A 19069-nucleotide genomic window follows, 5' to 3' on the forward strand; every position below is an offset into this window, starting at 1 on the left:
TCATCCCTTTGCAGCGCCTTGACTTGGTAGTAAAACGTGCTGCGAGGCAGCTCGGCCACCTGGAGCAAAGTGGCCAAGGGGTGATGCTGCCTTAGTTCGATCAGGGCTTTCGCTTTGTCTGCGCAGCCTGCTGCTTGGCTCGAACTAAGGCATCCAACTTTTTTAGATAAGCCACCTCCGCTCGCAAGTACTCATTTTCGCGTTGCAGCTCTTGCAACGTTTTGTCCTGCACGGGCTGCTCGCTAGAGGGCGTAGTGGGTTCGGGAGGTTTCATCGGTTTTGGGCGCCCTCGGGGCTTGGGAGCTAATGCTGTGATACCGCCCTCATGGTACTTGCGCTCCCAATCCGAGACAACTCCAGTGCCCCCGCGCAGATCAAACAAGTGAATGGTCTGGTTAAACGAAAGCTCTTCGCGCCACATGTGCTCTAGGACACGCAGCTTAAATTCAGCGCTGTAATGACTGGACTTCTTGGTTAGCCCACTATCGCCGTTTTGAAGAAAGGCGCCCACCCAATGCCGTATCTGTCCATCATTGACTCCGTACTTGGCAGAAAGCTTTGTGTAGCCACCCCCACCGGCTAAGTAATCTTGAACAACAGATTTTTTAAATTTCTCGTCGTACTTCGTCATGAAAAACACCCCAAAGGTTGGATTGGTGTCCAACTTTTGGGGTGCAGTTCAGCAATGGGGCTTTTTTTATGCCTGTGACCCAAGCCCATGGGGCACTTGCATCACAATCTCCACTCATGACTCAAGCCGCAAACAACGTCGACCCGGCCGAATTGGCCAAGTTCTCTGACCTCGCTCACCGATGGTGGGACCCTGAGAGTGAATTTCGCCCTCTGCACCAGATCAACCCGCTGCGGCTGAACTGGATCAACGGGCTGATACCACTGTCTGGCCAGAAAGTGGTGGATGTGGGCTGTGGCGGCGGTATTTTGGCTGACGCCATGGCCCGCAAGGGTGCGCAAGTCACTGGCATTGACCTGGCGACCAAATCGCTCAAAGTGGCGCAACTGCATGCCTTGGAAGCAGGTACAAGCGGTGTTCAATACCGCGAGATCAGTGCAGAAGCCTTGGCGCAAGAGCAGCCAGCGCAATTTGATGTGGTCACTTGCATGGAAATGCTGGAGCATGTGCCCGATCCCGCATCGGTGGTCCATGCTTGCGTGCAAATGGTCAAGCCTGGTGGCTGGGTGTTTTTCTCGACCCTCAACCGGAACCCTAAATCTTTCCTGTTTGCCATCGTGGGGGCGGAATACATCCTCAAGCTCCTGCCCAAAGGCACGCACGAATTCGCCCGCATGATCAAACCCAGTGAGTTGTCCAATTGGGCTCGCGATGCAGGTCTGGATGTTCAGGGTTTCAAGGGCATGGAATACAACCCGTTCACACGCCGCTACTGGCTCAGCAATGACACCAGTGTGAATTATTTGATGGCGTGCCGAAAGGCTTGAAAAGCATGTTCAAGAATGTTGAAGCCGTCTTGTTTGATCTGGATGGCACGCTCATTGACAGCGCCCCTGACTTGGGTGCAGCCGTAGACAAAATGCGCGTGGCCCGAGGTATGCCCTCTTTGCCACTGGAGTACTACCGCCCCATGGCCGGTGCAGGTGCTCGCGGCATGATTGGCTTGGGTTTTGGCATGACGCCTGAGCATCCCGATTTCGATGCGATGAAAGAAGAGTTTTTCGTCAACTACGAAAATTGCATGACCGAGCGCACCCGCATCTTTGATGGCGTGGTGGACATGGTTCATGCCCTGGTGGCGCAAGGCTTGGCGTGGGGTGTGGTGACCAACAAATCCAGCCGCTTCACCGACCCGCTGACCGCGGCCATGCCCTTGTTTGCCACGGCGCGCGCGATTGTCAGTGGCAACACCACGCCGCACGCCAAACCTCATCCAGAGCCCTTGTTCGAGGCGGCTCGTCGTTTGAGGATTGATCCTGCCCGATGCGTGTATGTGGGGGACGACGAGCGCGACATCGTCGCTGGCTTGGCCGCAGGCATGGGCACGGTGGCGGCCACCTACGGTTATTTGGGTGCGCAGGCCGATATTTCACGCTGGAATGCCCATTTGCACATTGATTCTCCGCTGGACCTCTTGAAATCGCTCAACCAGGCCTAAAATAGATCACTCAGGGGCTGCACTGGTTTCGACATGGGTTCGGACGCGTGGCAGGGCATGTCGAGGTTCTGATCCTCGTAAAACTTCGGAAAAAAAACTAACTGCAAACGACGAACGTTTCGCACTCGCCGCTTAATCCGGTGAGCCTTGCAACAGTTGGCCGATAGGCTGGGTTAGGGTGATGAGGGGGTTAAACCCCTCAAAGTCCTGGCTGCAAGGTAAAACATATGGGCTGGCATCACCTCGGGTACCTTGAGGCGGTGTGAGAAAAAAGGGTACTGGCTGGGTGTTCAGCGTGTCGCTGCGCGGTTCATTTGGCGAGACTCAAATCAGACGACTACACATGTAGAACTGTACGAAAAAGACTTATGGACGGGGGTTCAAATCCCCCCAGCTCCACCATATGAACTGTGATGAAGCCGCTTGGCAGAAATGTCTGGCGGCTTTTTCATGTTGGCAATGGCTTGTGTTGATGCGCTCATCAACATGATTTTGCGGGGTATCTCCGTTCTTAAAATGAAAAATCACCTCTTAGTCCTCTACGGCGTTGCGTTGCTAGGCCTGATTTCAGCTTGTTCGCCATCACCAACTGAATCACCGCAACAAACAGACAAATCGGCAGTGACCTCCATGCCTACCTTGGTTGCTCCTGCACAGGGTGCCTCAAGTACTGAGAAACCACCGGCAGGTGCAAACCCTGCGCAAGCTTTGGATTTGTCGCCCGGTCAATTGCCAGGCGCAGGTGTCGCACAACCGGGCTTGATGCCCGGTCATGTCACCAAATCTCCCAAGTGATCAGACTGCCCAGCGTTACAGACCGCCCAAGGTTGTGCCAGGGAAGAATGGCAAGTCGCGTTTACGTGTTGCGGCAATTCCGCCAACAAGCAAGCCTTGTGCAACCAGTCGTGCGTACGCATTGGCAATGGCCGGCGCCACACAAGGAATGCCAATTTCACCCACGCCTCCCAGCCCACCGCCTTCAATGATCTGAATATCAATTTGAGGCATGTCTTGCAATTTGACCGGGCGGTAGCGGTTGTAATTGCTGGCTTGAGGCACACCATTGACAAACGTCTGTTGCGCCCAAAGTGTCGCTGACATGGCCTGCGCCACGGCACCTTCGATCTGTGCTTTGATGGCGTCGCGGTGTATAGCTTTGCCGCAGTCCAACACAGTACTGACCCGGTGCACTGTGACTGCCCCCGTCGTGCTGTTGACCGAAATTTCTGCAACTTGCCCCACAAAACTGCCAAATCCTGCTGCAATGGCCAAGCCCCGTGCCCGACCTGCTGCAGGCGCTGTGTTCCAGCCAGACAGTGACCGCAATGCTGTTAGCACAGGCCCCAGCCGAGCTTCGGTCAAGTTGTTCATCCGAAAATCAAAGGGGTCCATCGTCGATGCTGCAGCCAGCTCGTCGATTGCCGACTCGACGGCGAATGTATTGAACGACATACCGACCGAACGCCAGTAGCCTACTGGAATCGGCGCATCGTGTGGCACCCATTGGACCAAGGAGTTGGGCACTGCGTAGGGCAGGCCTGCATCGTCATAACCGGTTCGGTTGATGGCACCGTGGACAGCTTCGCCGTCCAGTCCGTTGCCCCCTCGTTGGTATGCAATGGATGGTGTCACGATCCGGTTGTACCAAGCTGTGATCTTGCCCCCCGTGGCTGTGGCTGTGATGCGGGACATTGCCATGGGACGGAACTGGTCATTGCCAAAGTCCTGTTCACGTGGCCATGTCAGCTTGACCAATTTACCAGGACAGGCCAAACCTACTTGAATGGCTTCGATCACGAAATCAAGCTCGAACTTGCGGCCAAAGCCACCTCCCAGCAGTGTGTTGACCACTTTTGGGGTTGTTCCGGCAGGGCACATTTTCTGGACGGTTTGCAACACAAGGTCGGGCGCCTGGGTTGGGGCCCAAACTTCACAAATGGCTGGTAAACCATTGGCCGCAGGTGTAAATCGCACGGTGCAGTTGAGCGGCTCCAGTGCAGCATGCGCTAAATACGGTACCTGGTAGACCGAATTGATGCTTGGTGATACCAAGCCCAAAGACACATCTCCGCTGGTCTGTGCCGTGATGGCATTTCCGGCACTCATCAGGACGCTGGCTCTGGCCGTGATGTTGATTGAGTCGCGGCTGCTCACATCTGTGGGCATGGCCCAGTTGACGGACAGACTCTTTGCCGCCTGCATGGCATCCCAGGTGGTGCCAGACACGACAGCAACACCATTGATTGCATTGGCGCCCACTTTGACCACCGCGAATGCACTCGACGGTTTGCTGCTCACGTTGAGCACCGTGCCGCCAACGGTTGGGCAATGCTTGACTGCTGCGAACAACATGCCTGGCTCGAAAATGTCGATGCCAAATTTCGCTTCACCCGTGATCTTGGTGGGGATATCAACTCGCGCAGGCGAAACGAGTGCATTGGCATACCTGCTGGGCAGTAAAGTGACTGCACCTGTACCCAGAGTCAGTGTTGCTGCTTTGGCAGCGGCCTGTCCGTAACTGTAGGCCTGTAAGCTTGAATTTTGATGGATGCGGGTAATCAAGTCTGCATCCAGCTTGAGCGTGCAGTTGCTGTCTGTGGTGCCCATCAATTGGGCGGCAGCATTCATCAGCAATTGCCTGGCAGCGGCGGCTGCCTGTTGCATTATTTGTGCTGTCAGGCGCATGCCCAGACTCCCACCGGTGAAGCGAAAGCCATAGGCATTGGCGTTTGCGCCTCCGTGAGAGGCGTCTACAGGGGCGTGCTGCACTTTGATGCGGCTCCAATCCACCATCAGTTGATCGGCAACGATCGTCGCCAAACCTGTCATCGTGCCTTGGCCCATTTCCGATATCGGAACCATCACCGTGATCGATTCGTCTGTGCCGACCGTGATCCAACCAGCTACGGTGGCAAAAGACGTTGCGGTCTGAGCGTGGGCTAAGCCATTGTCCAAGTCTGGCAGTGCCACGCCCAATACCAAGCCACCGCCTGCAGCAGCCCTGACCAGCCATTGTCTGCGTGTGAGGCCTTCCGCCAGCAAGGGATTGCGCTTGAGCGGAGAAAATTGAGAATTTGTACGCATTGTGGTCTCCTGCTTACAAGCTTTGGATGGAGGTGCGAATGCGCGAATAAGTACCGCACATGCAAATATGATTCAGGTCCGAGGCAATCTCCTTGCCATGGTGCCCGGCCTTGATCGAACCGGTGCAAGCCATCATCATCCCCGGCTGACAGTAGCCGCATTGAGGGACTTGGTTGTCAGTCCAGGCCTTCTGCACCTTTTGGCCAACGGCATCGCCCGTCAAACCTTCAACAGTCAAAATGTTTTTTCCAGCGACGGATGAAACGTCCACAACACAAGAGTGTTCGCGCTGACCGTTTACCAAAACGGTACAGGCACCGCACACTTCGATACCGCAGCCGTATTTCGTACCTGTCAAACCCAGTATGTCCCGCAAGACCCACAGCAAAGGCATGCTGGCGCTGCTGACAGTCACAGACTTGCTGACTCCGTTGACGATCAAGTTGTATGAATTGGCCATTTTTAATCTCCTTGGGCGAAAAGTTAATTGATTTTTCAGTTTTAAGGCAAATATTTTAGAAATATATTGCTATTTTGAAGAAAATGAAAAAAACATCTATGAATTTTTCTATCTTTCGATATCAATTTGATCTTTATCAGTGTTTGTCAACAAAGATGACGCCGCTGACGTGTGGTTGAGTTATGTCAATGCATGATTGCTACTCAAACCGCCAAGTCCAAGTTGCCAGATGCACTAGCACCTCAGCTCAGACTCCTTTAGACACAACCTCGGATCTCTGGCACTTGCGACATAGGAGATATCAATGCAGGCCAGACTGGCAAGCTAAAATTCAATAGCGCATACAAAACCCATGGCGTCACTGGGACAAGCACGCCTGACCTTGAACTAGAAACAAGTTGCGCTCAAGAGATCGAGTGCAACTTCAATCAAAGGAATGCCATGTTGACAGCATTAAAGTCTTTTCAAAAAAATGTCTACTCTCAAAACGGTGAAGATGGCTTGATACAAGAAATTCTTACTAGGATTTCGAAAAAACACGCCCTCAACAAATGGTGTGTTGAGTTTGGTGCCTGGGATGGCGTTTACCTGTCGAACACGTGTAGACTCATCCGTGAAGAGGGTTACAGCGCTGTTTTGCTCGAAGGGGACAGCCAAAAGATCAAACAGCTTGAAGCCAACTTCCCTCAAGCTAACGTCCATAAGCTTTGCGAATTTGTAAGCGTCGACGGTGAAAAAACGCTTGAAAACCTACTTGCTAAGACGCCCATCCCCCACGACTTTGACTTTTTGTCTGTCGACATCGACGGTATGGACTATTACGTCTTGGAGAGCTTCAACGCCTATAAGCCCAAAATTATTTGCATTGAATTCAATCCGACCATTCCAAATATCCTTGACTTTGTTCAACCCAGAGATTTTTCAATAAAGCAAGGATCGAGCGCATCAGCACTTGTTCGTCTGGCTAATTCTAAAGGCTATGCGTTGGTTGAAGCCACTCAATGCAATGTGCTCTTCGTGAGACAAGATTTGATCGATTGTGTTACAGACGGGAGAGTTCATCTGCAAGATGTGAATTTGCCAGGCAACCATCCCCAATTTATTTTTGCCGGCTTTGATGGAACTATTTTGTCTAATAAAACAGAAATAAGGCTTCCATGGCATTCAATTTCTGTCCCCATGAGCCAGCTTCAGTTTTTGCCGGAAGCGCTCCGAACGTACAGATTAGATTACACATCATCGCAAGCAGAGGCATTCATAAAACTTCTTGGGATAATGCCGCGAGTCAAGACCGAGCCAGGGGTATAAGAACTTTTTTGTGGACGGTTGATTGAGGTCGTGTGGATTACCCCTGCAAATTTGGCGGGGTCAATGCAGATTTTTGTAGCGATTTAAAATAATTGCACTCGTGTCTTTTGTCGCGTTCGCTGCCCCATGACCAGGGGCGTGATCCGGCGATGAGCCAAGCGAACACCAAACCCCGAGCCATCCACAAAGATATTGATGTGAAGCGAAGACACAATGCTGATTGAGCGAATTTACGATTGGGCCCATAAAACACCAGAGCGCACGGCCTTGGTCTGGAATGATCAACCCGTCAGCTACGCGCGCTTTGCGCGCGGTATTGATGGTGCGCACCGTTTTTTGCGCGTCCATGATTTGCCTGTGGGAAGCATGGCGGTGGTTGTCATAGACAATTTGCTCGATTGCTGGACAATGATTTTGACCTTGCGCTCATTGGGCATGAACACGGTGGCGGTATTAAACCTGGATGTCGCTATGACACTGGGGTTGAAAGGGGTCAGCTGCGTGCTGAGCGATACCATTGAAGGCCAGCTGAGCACGACCGCGGCACAAGCCTGGCCGGGCGCAGTACATATTCAGGTGCCCCGCTTTTTCTACCGGCAGATTGCAGATGGCCCCCCCCCCACGCTGGACTCAGCCCGGCCGATCGCGGGGGATCACCTGATTTACACATCTGGCACAACAGGGCGTTACAAATTGATCGTGCAGTTGGCGCGCAACGAGTTGGACCAATTAGAGCAAGCTCAAAGCTTCGGCGTTCGCGCCGATGAACCTTGGTTTGTCGGGAATTTGCGCATGTGGACTGCGGTCGGTTACTGGTCACCGATAGCGGTTTGGTGCCTTGGAGGGCATGTGGTTTTTGACCAAAGACAGGACTGGGCCCAGTATTTTGTGCGACGTCCGTGCGGGACCATGCTGGTGCCAGACATGGTGTCCGCACTCTTGGCGCAGGATCGCCAGCCTAATGCACCCGGCCACTGGGTTTTATGGGTCTCGGGGGGGTTTATTACTACGGGTCAGGCCTTGCTGATCAAGCAGCAGTTGACCACGGATTTGCGCATCGGTTACGGCTCTAGTGAGATGAGACGCTCAGCACTTTACAGTCGCGTTGATGACGTTGAGCAGATGCATTGGCTGTCGGTGGCTCCCGGGCGTTCTGTCGAGATCGTCGACGAGAATGACCAGCTGTGTGGTGTGGGAGAGGAGGGGCAGTTGCGGATGCGCTTGGAGTCGTATGACGCGCAGTCTTACCTTGACGACGAGACGGCTAGCCGTCTGGTTTTCAGGCAAGGGTATTTGTATCCAGGCGACATGGCTGTTCAACGCTCAGATGGTTGCATACGTGTGCTGGGCCGTAATGCCGATGTGTTGAATGTTAAGGGAAACAAAATGGCCGTGGCACCTGTTGAGCAGGCCATTCAGGATTTATTGGGTGTTTCGGCAGTTTGCATTTTCAACGGCATCGATGAAAAAGGATTTGAGGAAGTTTTGGTGGTTTGTGAAGGTGGTCAACAGCCATCGGCCTCCGAGTTTGATCTATTGCGCAGCCAGTTGAGTGTGTTTGACCATGTCCGATGGATCATGCAACCCGTTTTTCCGCGCACCAAATCGGGTGTCAGCAAAGTCGACCGATGGACATTGCGCCAGCAGATTTTTGGAGCGGTTTCGAAAGATTGAGTTCGTGACTTGTGTCGCACTCTTTGCCCCATGAGTGTGGGCTTGATCCGACTTGACGGACACTCAGCCCTGTGAGCCTAAATACCCATAGCGTCACCAGAAAAATTGTCTGAAGCGATGGACGAGTTTGCTGACAGGTTTGTCCGAATTTGCTTGCCTTCATGCACATTGGCCTGCATTGGCGGGGGTGCCGGAAGTGCAAAGCAAGCCATGAACCCACTGAACATCAAAAAGTCTAATTTTTAAGGAAGGTCTGCAAAAGTCAGCCCCGTGACGGCCTGATCTGAGACAGTTGAGCCATGAAGCAAATGAGCCTTGCTTCCACCGGTTTCGAGCTGGTCACCAAACGCATGCGCAAGCGTGAGTTTCTCGATGAAATGAACCTGGTGATCCCTTGGTCTGAATTGTTGGCGCTGATCACACCTCATGCGCCTGCGGGCAGGACTGGCCGCCCACCGTTTGCCACAGAAGTGATGCTGCGCATTCACCTGCTCCAGCAGTTCTTTGGTCACTCCGACCCTACCATGGAGGAGGAGCTGCACGATATTCCGCTGTATCAAGAGTTTGCCCACCTGGATGCAAGCATGAGTTCGCCTGCGGTGCGGGCGAGAGCACAAAGGCAGGCCCAACTGGGCCGAAACGAGTGGGAATCGACGGCGAATCCAACGTCGGTTTCACCATACGAATGTTCACGCTTGAACTCGCGCTTTGGAGGGGGTCATGCAGACCATCCCTAAGTCATATTTTTATTTTAGGCGGGATAAAATTTCCTGATTAATCAAGCGAATTGGTTCCTTTTTTCTCAATTAGGGCAATGTATATGTAAATTAAAAGGTAACATAAAAAATAGTTTAAAAAAATAAAATTACCGTATATGATATGAAAAAATTAGCAAGATTATCTGTGACCAATTTTTATTCGCCATGGCTGCCAAACCTCAGGTTGCAAAACCGACAGAACAGATCGCACGTCAAGTAGTTGAGCAATTGAAGTGAGATTTTCAAAGTCTTTTTGCATTTACCGATAATTCGACAATCTATGATGGGCGAATATAATTCTTTCAAATAATCTGGTTGTGATCCGATGCTCGTATGAAAAAAGTGCTGATTTGTGGTGTCACGGGTCAAGATGGTGCGTATCTTGCCAGACTTCTTATTTTAAAAGGCTATGAGGTTTGGGGGACTTCACGTGATGTCCAGATGGCAACAATGAAGAACTTGAATGCACTGGGAATTGCATCAAATATTAAATTGATGTCAATGACATTGAGTAATTATGAAGATGTTCTGAAATCGATTCTACTCAGTGAGCCAGATGAAATTTATAATTTATCAGGCCAAACATCTGTGGCTCTTTCATTTAAGCAGCCCATTGAAACATTTGAAAGTATAAGTATTGCAAATTTAAATTTGCTAGAAGCGATTAAAGTAACGGGCAGAAGTATCCGATTTTATAATGCCGGATCAAGCGAAATTTTTGGAAACTGTATAAAAGGACCGGCAAATGAGTCAACTGCATTTCATCCTAAAAGCCCTTATGCCATAGCAAAGTGCAGCGCATTTTGGCAAACAGAAAACTACCGCGATGCTTATAAAATATTTGCGTGTACAGGAATTTTGTTCAACCATGAGTCACCTCTTCGAGCAGAACGATTTGTGACTCAAAAGGTAGTTCAAACAGCTTGCAGAATAGCATCTGGTAGTGACGAGAAGCTCTCATTAGGAGATATTGGAATAATACGTGACTGGGGTTGGGCACCTGAATACGTCGAAGCGATATGGAGAATGCTTCAGCTAGATAATCCTGATGATTATGTTCTGTCTACGGGAAAGAAAAGTTCACTTGAAGATTTCGTGAAGACGACTTTTGAATGTTGTGGTCTTGATTGGCGTAAACACGTGATTCTAGATGAAGGCCTTCTTCGTCCTAATGAATTAAGAGTTAGTTATGGTGACTCTTCTAAAGCTGAAAAAGAATTAGGCTGGAGTGCGAAATATGGAATTGCCGAAATCATCAATGAGATGGTCTCTGCTGCTAAATTAGAATATAAAAATTGAGAAAATTTGGAAAATAAATTATGAAAAATTTCGGAATTAATATCATTAGCACTTTTGGAAAAAAATTCAGCTTGACATACGTTGCTTACAACATTGCAAATTCATTGCTGCAAAAAGGTGTTCCGATATCTTTAGTGAATGCAGCAATTGACGCTGAACCACAATACGTTGATAAAAAATGGAGTCAATACATGGTTGAGCGTGTCGAGGATTTGATACATCCTGTGAATCTTTATGTTATGCCAGTATCGTTGATTGGAAAAATGATGAATGAGAATCCTGGATTATTATTAAATAAAAAGATGCATGTGGCTAACTTATGGTGGGAATTTAATAAATTGCCAAATAACATGGCAATGGAGCTGATGCGGCATGATGTAATTTTAACTCATTCAGATTTTTTGGCCAATATGGCTGCTTTAAATACGCATTCCACTTATATCGTTAATTCAAAACTGACATGGCCTGTTGACTCGGATACTTTACCTGATCGTGCTTTATTCAATTTGCCTAATAATGGTACGATTTTCTTATTTGCATTCGATGCTGATTCAGAGGCGGGGACCATTGATCTGATGACAGGAAATGGTAGAAAAAATCCATTTTATTTGATTGATACATTTCAATCCGCTTTTCCGATGCATATCTTAGATGCTCACTTGGCAATTCGAGCAACAAATATAGATAAGCCTCAACATAAAGATTTTTTAAAGCGCTTGCTTCAGATTGCAGCGGTAGATTCAAGGATTCATATCATCCGTGGTGATATGGCCTTTACCGATGTGATGAAATTATCAGCAAGCTGTGATGTCTATGTTTCTCTGCACAAGGCGGAGGGTCTTGGCTTAGGCATGCATGAAGCGATGGCATTGGGAAAGCCCGTCATTGCGACGGCCTGGTCGGGGAATATGAGCTTTATGGATATTTCGAGCGCATGTCTTGTGCGCTGTCGTGCAGTAGAGTTAAATGAAAGCTATACGTACTGGGGCGATAAAATTCCGTCAGGAGCGCTGTGGGCAGAACCTATCAAAGAGGATGCTATTTTTTATATGAAACTCTTGTATGGGAATGTTGAATACCGTAACTCGGTAGGTCAACGAGCTCGCATGAGTTACGAAGCACACCAAGAATCAGCCAATCTAGAAAAATGGATTGATGAGTTATATTGTCATTGGCGTACATTTGAATTTCTCCCGAAAATTAAAGGCAAATACTCGGCAATTATCACATGATTTTAATATAAGAACATCAAAGTAAGCTGTATAACAGAATGAAAATTACGTTACATTTTTAAAAATTTAAGTAGGCATATATGTTGGCGGCCAGAATCCCATTTTGGTTGTGCACGCATTAACACCATTTACTGAGAGTAAATAATCAAAACTTGGCTTTAATGTAGTGTCTGTTTTTAAACCGGTTGGCATTAAATGCATTTCTTCAGTATAGTGGTGTTCATATTGACTTCTGAAAGCTACTGTACGTTTCAGTGTAGACTTCATGGTAAATTTATTAAAATGGATTGCGCTTACAAAAATTCGATCACAGATTGGAGAGACTTGTCTTGGCATCTGCATCCAAATTGTTGAAAGACAAAATGCTTTGCGATGAATAAGCAGGCAACTTGTATCAACGTGAAGAAGGTTGTCTTCATTCTCTTCATAAACATTGAGTTGTTCTCCATTTAAAGAATGAAACGTTCTGAATGAAGTGCAAATATCTGCATTCGTCTCGTTATGTAGTTCGAGTAGCGACTCAAGGTGATTTGCGTGAAACCAATTATCTGCATCCAGGTAAGCGATGAAATCGTAACCTTCGACATCAGCCAATAGACTGCCTATCCCACGTGGGGTATTCCCGTTGTCCCCGTGTGACTGCGGAAGAACAATGTGCTTTGTTTTCCATTTTGACACCTCTAAATTTGCATAACCATCTGCGATCATGAAATGATCAATTTCAGCCCCTTGTTGACACAGGACGCTTTCATGCGTTTGTCTTAGCATGTCTGTTGGCTCTTTATAATATGGTGTAATGACTGCAATTTTTTTCATATAAATTTATTTGAAAATTTGTGGAAGGTTAAAGTTATTTGAAATTTGAAATTCAACTTCTTAGGATTTGAGGTCCTGAATTGTTGTGTTTTTGACGTAAGACTGTATAATATCAATTATTTACGCAACAGATGAGGTGTTGCATAGAAGGTTTGACATTAGATGAGTTGAAGTCAATGGGCCAAATTATTTCGAAATCATTGAAGCTGTAATTTATCAAAATATTCGATTGTTTTTTTCAAGCCCTCTTGTAACTGGATCTGAGGATACCAGTCATTGAGGTGCAGTAAGGCCTGAGTAATATTTGGTTGTCGTTGAACAGGATCATCCGCTGGTAGGGGTTGATATATAAGTTTTGATGAACTGCCCGTGAGTTCAATGACCATCTCAGCCAATTGCTTTATGGTGAATTCGCAAGGATTACCCAAATTGATTGGGCCAGGAAATCCTGGTCCACCATTGCTTGGTAAGGCTAAATTCATGAACTGAATAAAGCCTTCAATCAAGTCGTCTACAAAGCAAAAGCTACGTGTTTGACTCCCATCGCCGTAAATAGTGATGTTTTTGTTAAGTAAGGCTTGCACGATGAAGTTGCTTACAACCCTTCCATCATCAGGGTGCATGCGTGGACCATAGGTATTAAAAATTCGTGCTACACGAATATCGAGCGAGTGTTGCCGATGGTAATCAAAAAATAAAGTTTCAGCACAACGTTTACCTTCGTCATAGCAGCTTCGCATTCCAATCGGGTTGACGTTGCCCCAGTACTCTTCAGTTTGCGGATGAACCAGTGGATCGCCATATACCTCGCTTGTACTTGCTTGCAAAATGCGTGCATTCAGACGTTTTGCGAGTCCTAGCATATTAATAGCACCTAGCACATTGGTCTTGGTGGTTTGGACGGGGTCATGCTGGTAGTGTAGAGGGCTGGCTGGGCAAGCCAAATTGTAGATTTGATTGACTTCCACATAGAGCGGATAAGTAACATCGTGATGAATGAACTGAAAATTTTCATGGTCAATCAAATGCTCGATGTTGCGCTTGCTTCCCGTAAAAAGATTGTCAACGCAGATGACCTCATTTCCATCAGCAATCAGGCGATCAATAAGATGACTACCTAGAAAGCCAGCACCACCGGTAACCAATATCCGTTGGCGAATTTTGGATTTTAAAATGCTAGTCAATTTATGTAAAATTCCAAGTCAGTAATTAAATATTTCAATGATCTCAGGGCTTGTAAAACTTGAATATATTTTATATGTAGATTCATTAATGAATGATCGTTGGCGTAAGTAAGTGCAATACTTCGATCCATTTTGCTTGTGTGCAGATTTTTTGTAGCAATAATTTAGTCTGAGACATCAGTTGATCTGTTAGCGTAATTGTGATGTGACTTTTGTTCTGCAACTGTAAAATAAGAGTGCACTGATCAGATTCCCAACCAATTTGCAATTGATGTACGAGCTGCGGTACATCACCCAGTGGTCGGACGGGCGCTTCTTCAAAATCAGCATTGAAGTTACTGGCTTCTGCAAGCGCTTCTTGCTGAAAATTGGCAATCTCTTCAGCTTGTGCTGGTGAATGATGGTGATTTTTTAGACTGGAAATAATACGTTGGTCAACTTGAGCCATAAGCCATAAAGTATTGGCTCGAGTGAACCAAAATCTGTACTCATGTGTAGATTTTTCAAGTGTTTCAACGGTGATTTTTAAAAGTATACGATCCTCTTCACGATCGTATGTGGCATTCAATTGCTTGATGGTCATATAGCGCCTGCTTTATATTTGGAGATCATGCTGATTGATGCATCAGTTGAAGTTTTAATATGGATTATCAAAATATTTATTTGATTTTTTGAATTAACCATATAAATATAATTTCAGATTTAATTTTTAACTAAAATGGAAATGAGATGGGGCCCATACCATTGCTGACTTTCAATTCTGAATGATCCGTTAAAACCATACATGTTCGCTAATCTATTTTGATCGTCAAAATAAAGTGGAAAGGTTTCGTTGGTTATGATATTTACATGAGTCGGATCTCGGAAAGCTTCAGCATAAGGATATGCCGGTGTATGAGAAAGAAATTTACCACCATTTTTTAGTACACGATAAATTTCATTCATTAAATTGACAAATGGATATATGCGATTTGGTGCGTAAATTATTCTTGGAATATGCTCTATGACGTCAAATGCTGTAACAAAATCAAAATAGTTGTCATCAAAAGGCAATGCTTCTGTGACCAGATCAGATTTCTTAACATTTTTATCAATGTCATCACGAATATCTACACCATATAGAAAATCAGCATCAAAAGGATTCTTAGGGTATGCGCCGCAGCCCAAATCAAGAGATTTCATGATTAGAAAAATTTAGAAGTTAGTCTTTTACCAGAATTCCAGTGGGGCCAAGATAGCCTTGGACTCCAATGAACTCCAATTCTGCTGGGACAAATTTGTTTAATGTTGCATAGAGCATGTGTTCAATATCACAATATCCGCCATTTACCAATCTTTTCCTCATGTAGTTAAGTCCAATATCGTAGTTTTCAATTATCAAATTTGACTCTTTTGATTGCCAGGACCAAAGTCTGCTCATGTACTGGAGTGGTACACCCGACAATTTTATATTGTAGTATGTTCCCCTTGTTCTGATAATATTTGTAAATATTAATTAATTTTTAATATTTATTTATGGATTTATATTCTATGTTTCTTGTAAATAATTATATTGTACTAATAAATATAAAATCAGAATTAAGTTAATTTCTTTGCGTTAATTATACGTTATCACTATCAATAATGTGTATGCGACCTACCTCCCTTGAACCGTACCAAATCGATGGAAGGTAATCGTCCCCTAGAACCAAAGGGATGAGAAGTAGAATTTTTTCCAACGGAAGAGGTTCTACATGAGAATGTCAAAGTTCACCGACAGCCAGATCATGGATGCGGTCAAACGGGTCGAAGCGGGCTTTGCGGTGCCCGACATTTGTCGGGAGCTGGGCATCAGCACCGCGACGTTTTACAAGTGGCGGGCCAAATACGGCGGCATGGACGTGTCGATGATGTCGCGCGTGAAAGAGCTGGAAGACGAGAACCGGCGGCTCAAGAAGATGTACCTTGAGGAAAAGCTCAAGGCCGAGATCGTGGCGGAGGCGCTCGAAAAAAAGTGGTGAGGCCATCTCGCAGACGGGAGATGGCCCAAAAAGCAGTGACAGAACGCGGCGTGTGCATACGGCAGGCGTGCCAAGCGTTTGGCATCAGCGAATCTTGCTACCGCTACGAGCGCAAACTCGATGCCGAGAACGCCGAGGTGGCCAATTGGCTGATGAAGCTGACGGACAACCACCGCAGCTGGGGCTTTGGCCTGTGTTACCTGTATCTGCGCAACGTCAAGGGCTTCAAATGGAATCACAAGCGCGTGTACCGCGTCTACAAGGAGCTGGAGCTCAATTTGCGGATCAAGCCCCGCAAGCGGCTGGTGCGCGAGAAACCTGAGGCGCTGACGGTGCCACAGGGCATCAACCAGGTGTGGTCGATGGACTTCATGCACGACCAGCTCGAAGACGGCAGAACGTTTCGGTTGTTCAATGTCATTGACGACTTCAACCGCGAAGCCATTGGTATGGAGGTCGACTTCTCGTTGCCCTCAGAGCGGGTGATTCGGGAGCTCAAGCAGATCATCTCGTGGCGAGGAAAGCCACAGGTGATTCGTTGTGCTGACTTGGGGTTTTGCCACAACGGCCCGGAATACATCAGTTCAGCGATCCAAAACTGGGCGCCTGAATGGGGCATTAGGTTGGAATACATCCAGCCGGGCAACCCACAGCAAAATGCTTATGTTGAGCGATTCAACAGGACGGTCCGGTACGAGTGGTTGTCACAGTACTATTGGCATGACTTGGCAGAGGTTCAAGACTTTGCAACGAAGTGGATGTGGTCTTACAACCACGACCGACCCAATATGGCCTTGGACGGTTTCACACCCAAGCAGCGACTGGCCATGGCTGCGTAACGTTTCTACTTCTGAGACCCTTGCAAAAGGGGACGATTACCATCAACTTAGCACCCATGAGTTCGAGCGGTAGCGTCAAATTGCGCTTATGAATCGTGTCTAGAGGTTTGGGGGAATGACAGGATTAAAAAGCCAGTCCCGAAAGCTGGGAACTATCTAGTAGGTCTGGGTCAATCCAGTTTCACTATGTGAAGATTCGGTGTCAATTTATACTTTCGCGACGAGGGTGCGGTATGCAGAGAATACTAATTTATTCATCATGCGTATTAATTTAAATGTCTTGACGGTTATGATTTGGGTGTTGTAAAATTTTAAAAACATCATGCTTTGACATCGATTATTCATTAAATTTAAATAAATATCATAAAAAATTATATCAAAGATAATTTAATTAGATTGATAAATATTTCAAAATGATTGATTTTAATTTTTTTTGCAAAGAGATATTGGTTGTAATTGCCAATTATGATTTTTCTAGTAATGCTAGTATTTTAAAAAATCAATTTTCAAAATTTATGCCAACCATTTTAATCGATGGTGGCTCATTGAAACCGCCTCCTGATTTTGATTTTTTAATTGAAAATACATATTATCCAGGTTTATTTAATTCTGCGGTCTCGCTTGCGCTAAAAGAAAATTATAAATATCTAATGTTTGTTGCGTCTGATGTGGAAATAAACGATGTTAAATCTTTATGCTATTTTTCGATCCAATCGTTGAAAAATGAAAAAATAGCTGTGTATTCTCCAAGTGTAACTCATGAATCGCGAACTGCATATCCGCTTTTAATAAATAAAAATAAAGCCTCACTTCGTGAGGTAGGCGTGGTCGAGGGCTTTTTTTTCTTATGTAAAACTGATATTTTGAAAAAAATATATCCTATTCCTAAAGATTCAAAATTTGGTTGGGGCTTTGATTTATTAATGTGTCACCATGCATATGAGGCAGGAGATATTGTTGTTGTAGATGATAGACTTCAAATATTTCATCCCGCATCAATTAAGGAGCATATTATTGATAATGAATATGCAAATAATGAAATGTTTAAATTTGTTACTAAAAAAATATTTGAGGAATCAATCGAGCGTATGCTGAAAATTTCTGAAGCAAGTCAAATTGACAAAAAATAAGAAGTCAATTATTTTATATTTGATATTTAGAAATAACTATTTATTATTTAATTTTATGTGATTGGTAATCCATCCGAAAGACCATATGTGTATCCCAATGAATGTCGGTCACGGCACTATTGTGAATTTTTGCGGGTGAGTTTTTCGGTGTCTTTGAGTCAGAAATGGACAAAAATCGACATGTGGAATTGCTTGGAAAAACTCAATTGAGCACTTTGCGTTGACTTAAAGTTAGTTTTCAAGGAGCAACTATATTGAATTTAGTCGTACTCTACTTAGTCGTCCCTGGAAAACTCAGATCAGCTCTGGGTGTTGGCGGGACGACATTGTTAATGTGGGGTGTCGCGAGCAGCCTCTCTTACATGGTACGGGCGGAAAGCTAAAAGAACTGTTTCAGCAGGTGGATGTCATCATCACTGCGGTAACCTGCGGCCGACCGGTCTTGTCTGCAGGCGCGCGAGGATGGTAGCGACATCAACGTAGACCATGAGATCAAAAAAGTCTATTTCATTAAGAAATTCCCGTTTGTGTGTGAGCTTAGTGAGCAACAAGAAACCGTTGGAAGCGTAGCTCATTTGTTTCATGGCTTAACTGACTAAAATTAGGCCATGAGAGAGCTGAATTTTCAGGGATTTCTAAGTGTAAAATGGCAAGTTCCGAACAATTTAAACTTGTGAGCAATTTTCTTTGAAAAACTTAACTAATGCATGTGGACATGTTTGTTCAATACTTGCTTTGTGGGTTTTGCCTCTTGCCCCTGCAGTAGATTTTAAGAGTGCATAGAGTCTTCTGTCATCATCATAGTGTTTTGTTTCACGGTAAGATGCCGCTGCGATAACTCCAAACTCTCGGCGAAACATCATGCAGTTTCCATCAAGCATTTCGTAGTTAACCAGTCTGCTCGGATCGTCACCGACGGATTCGAATTTATCTATACCGATCAGCTCACCCACGGGACTAACGACACGTCTAAGACAACTCGACCAATTTAATCCAATTCCTGCATTAGTCGTCCCTGCAAAATTCACTTCAAGCCATCGCCCAGCGCTGATCTGAGTTTTGCAGCCGGTTACTGCCGATGATTTCGGCCAATTTCTCAAACAATCCCTTCAAACCGCTCACCCGCAACAGGCACAACAAAAGGCCTAGGCCTTTT

At 46.3% G+C, this 19069-nt stretch carries 17 protein-coding genes, 1 other RNA gene and 1 pseudogene; 11 read left to right on the forward strand and 8 right to left on the reverse strand.

Annotated elements, in window-relative coordinates; genetic code table 11:
- Nucleotides 1-100: 100 nt before the first annotated feature.
- On the reverse strand, nt 101-631 hold the full coding sequence (locus B9Z52_RS17095; protein ID WP_108411841.1) for a helix-turn-helix domain-containing protein: 531 nt from the start codon (nt 629-631) through the stop codon (nt 101-103).
- A 116-nt stretch (nt 632-747) separates the two neighbouring features.
- Here B9Z52_RS17095 and ubiG point away from each other — a divergent pair, with 116 nt between their 5' ends.
- From ubiG to B9Z52_RS17735, 4 genes are all read left to right on the forward strand, one after another.
- On the forward strand, nt 748-1458 hold the full coding sequence (ubiG, locus tag B9Z52_RS17100) for a bifunctional 2-polyprenyl-6-hydroxyphenol methylase/3-demethylubiquinol 3-O-methyltransferase UbiG (protein WP_108415055.1): 711 nt from the start codon (nt 748-750) through the stop codon (nt 1456-1458).
- A gap of 5 nt (nt 1459-1463) precedes the next feature.
- Entirely contained in the window at nt 1464-2129 is a 666-nt protein-coding gene (locus B9Z52_RS17105) for an HAD-IA family hydrolase (protein ID WP_108415066.1), read from the forward strand.
- A 13-nt stretch (nt 2130-2142) separates the two neighbouring features.
- Nucleotides 2143-2531, forward strand: a transfer-messenger RNA (tmRNA) gene (ssrA, locus tag B9Z52_RS17110).
- 21 nt (nt 2532-2552) lie between these two features.
- Nucleotides 2553-2924 (forward strand): hypothetical protein, encoded by a 372-nt coding sequence (locus B9Z52_RS17735; RefSeq protein WP_146182882.1) that lies wholly within the window; start codon nt 2553-2555, stop codon nt 2922-2924.
- Between the two features lie 15 nt (nt 2925-2939).
- Here the strand turns inward: B9Z52_RS17735 and B9Z52_RS17115 are convergent, their stop codons facing one another.
- Together B9Z52_RS17115 and B9Z52_RS17120 are read right to left on the reverse strand one after the other, a co-directional pair.
- Complete coding sequence (locus B9Z52_RS17115) at nt 2940-5213, reverse strand: xanthine dehydrogenase family protein molybdopterin-binding subunit (protein ID WP_108415056.1); 2274 nt, start codon at nt 5211-5213, stop codon at nt 2940-2942.
- Between the two features lie 13 nt (nt 5214-5226).
- On the reverse strand, nt 5227-5673 hold the full coding sequence (locus B9Z52_RS17120) for a (2Fe-2S)-binding protein (protein WP_108415057.1): 447 nt from the start codon (nt 5671-5673) through the stop codon (nt 5227-5229).
- A gap of 441 nt (nt 5674-6114) precedes the next feature.
- Between B9Z52_RS17120 and B9Z52_RS17125 the strand changes: the two genes are divergently transcribed.
- The 5 genes and pseudogenes from B9Z52_RS17125 (at nt 6115) to B9Z52_RS17145 (ending at nt 11944) form a co-directional block, all read left to right on the forward strand.
- The gene (locus B9Z52_RS17125) at nt 6115-6981 is read left to right on the forward strand and encodes an FkbM family methyltransferase (protein ID WP_108415058.1); all 867 of its coding nucleotides are present in this window, start codon (nt 6115-6117) and stop codon (nt 6979-6981) included.
- 213 nt (nt 6982-7194) lie between these two features.
- Nucleotides 7195-8655 (forward strand): class I adenylate-forming enzyme family protein, encoded by a 1461-nt coding sequence (locus tag B9Z52_RS17130; RefSeq protein WP_108415059.1) that lies wholly within the window; start codon nt 7195-7197, stop codon nt 8653-8655.
- Nucleotides 8656-8954: 299 nt separating this feature from the next.
- A pseudogene (locus B9Z52_RS17135) lies at nt 8955-9245 on the forward strand (transposase); the annotation flags it as partial.
- 501 nt (nt 9246-9746) lie between these two features.
- A complete protein-coding gene (locus tag B9Z52_RS17140; protein WP_108415060.1) occupies nt 9747-10712 on the forward strand; it encodes a GDP-mannose 4,6-dehydratase in 966 nt (321 codons plus the stop codon).
- A gap of 20 nt (nt 10713-10732) precedes the next feature.
- Nucleotides 10733-11944: a glycosyltransferase gene (locus B9Z52_RS17145; RefSeq protein WP_108415061.1), complete on the forward strand. Its 1212-nt coding sequence runs from the start codon at nt 10733-10735 to the stop codon at nt 11942-11944.
- Between the two features lie 66 nt (nt 11945-12010).
- On the opposite strand, the gene B9Z52_RS17150 is transcribed toward B9Z52_RS17145, so the two are convergent.
- From B9Z52_RS17150 to B9Z52_RS17160, 4 genes are all read right to left on the reverse strand, one after another.
- Nucleotides 12011-12760, reverse strand: a complete 750-nt coding sequence (locus tag B9Z52_RS17150; protein WP_108415062.1) for a glycosyltransferase family A protein — start codon at nt 12758-12760, stop codon at nt 12011-12013.
- Nucleotides 12761-12957: 197 nt separating this feature from the next.
- Nucleotides 12958-13944, reverse strand: a complete 987-nt coding sequence (locus B9Z52_RS17155; RefSeq protein ID WP_233252008.1) for a UDP-glucuronic acid decarboxylase family protein — start codon at nt 13942-13944, stop codon at nt 12958-12960.
- Nucleotides 13945-14029: 85 nt separating this feature from the next.
- The gene (locus tag B9Z52_RS17740) at nt 14030-14527 is read right to left on the reverse strand and encodes a hypothetical protein (RefSeq protein WP_146182883.1); all 498 of its coding nucleotides are present in this window, start codon (nt 14525-14527) and stop codon (nt 14030-14032) included.
- 119 nt (nt 14528-14646) lie between these two features.
- Nucleotides 14647-15126 (reverse strand): class I SAM-dependent methyltransferase, encoded by a 480-nt coding sequence (locus B9Z52_RS17160; RefSeq protein WP_199222134.1) that lies wholly within the window; start codon nt 15124-15126, stop codon nt 14647-14649.
- A gap of 551 nt (nt 15127-15677) precedes the next feature.
- On the opposite strand from B9Z52_RS17160, the gene B9Z52_RS17165 reads away from it, so the two are divergent.
- Nucleotides 15678-16783 (forward strand): IS3 family transposase gene (locus B9Z52_RS17165; RefSeq protein ID WP_108415064.1). Its coding sequence is split into 2 segments (ribosomal slippage): nt 15678-15930 and nt 15930-16783, totalling 1107 coding nucleotides; the frame shifts between segments, so codons are not numbered across the junction.
- 413 nt (nt 16784-17196) lie between these two features.
- Nucleotides 17197-17913 carry a hypothetical protein gene (locus tag B9Z52_RS17745; RefSeq protein ID WP_146182884.1) on the forward strand — a complete coding sequence of 239 codons (717 nt, stop codon included), beginning with the start codon at nt 17197-17199 and terminating at the stop codon, nt 17911-17913.
- Nucleotides 17914-18578: 665 nt separating this feature from the next.
- Here B9Z52_RS17745 and B9Z52_RS17750 read toward each other — a convergent pair.
- Complete coding sequence (locus B9Z52_RS17750) at nt 18579-18866, reverse strand: hypothetical protein (RefSeq protein WP_146182885.1); 288 nt, start codon at nt 18864-18866, stop codon at nt 18579-18581.
- Nucleotides 18867-19069 lie beyond the last annotated feature (203 nt).

The sequence above is a fragment of the Limnohabitans sp. Jir72 genome, assembly GCF_003063575.1.
Lineage (GTDB): Bacteria > Pseudomonadota > Gammaproteobacteria > Burkholderiales > Burkholderiaceae_C > Limnohabitans_A.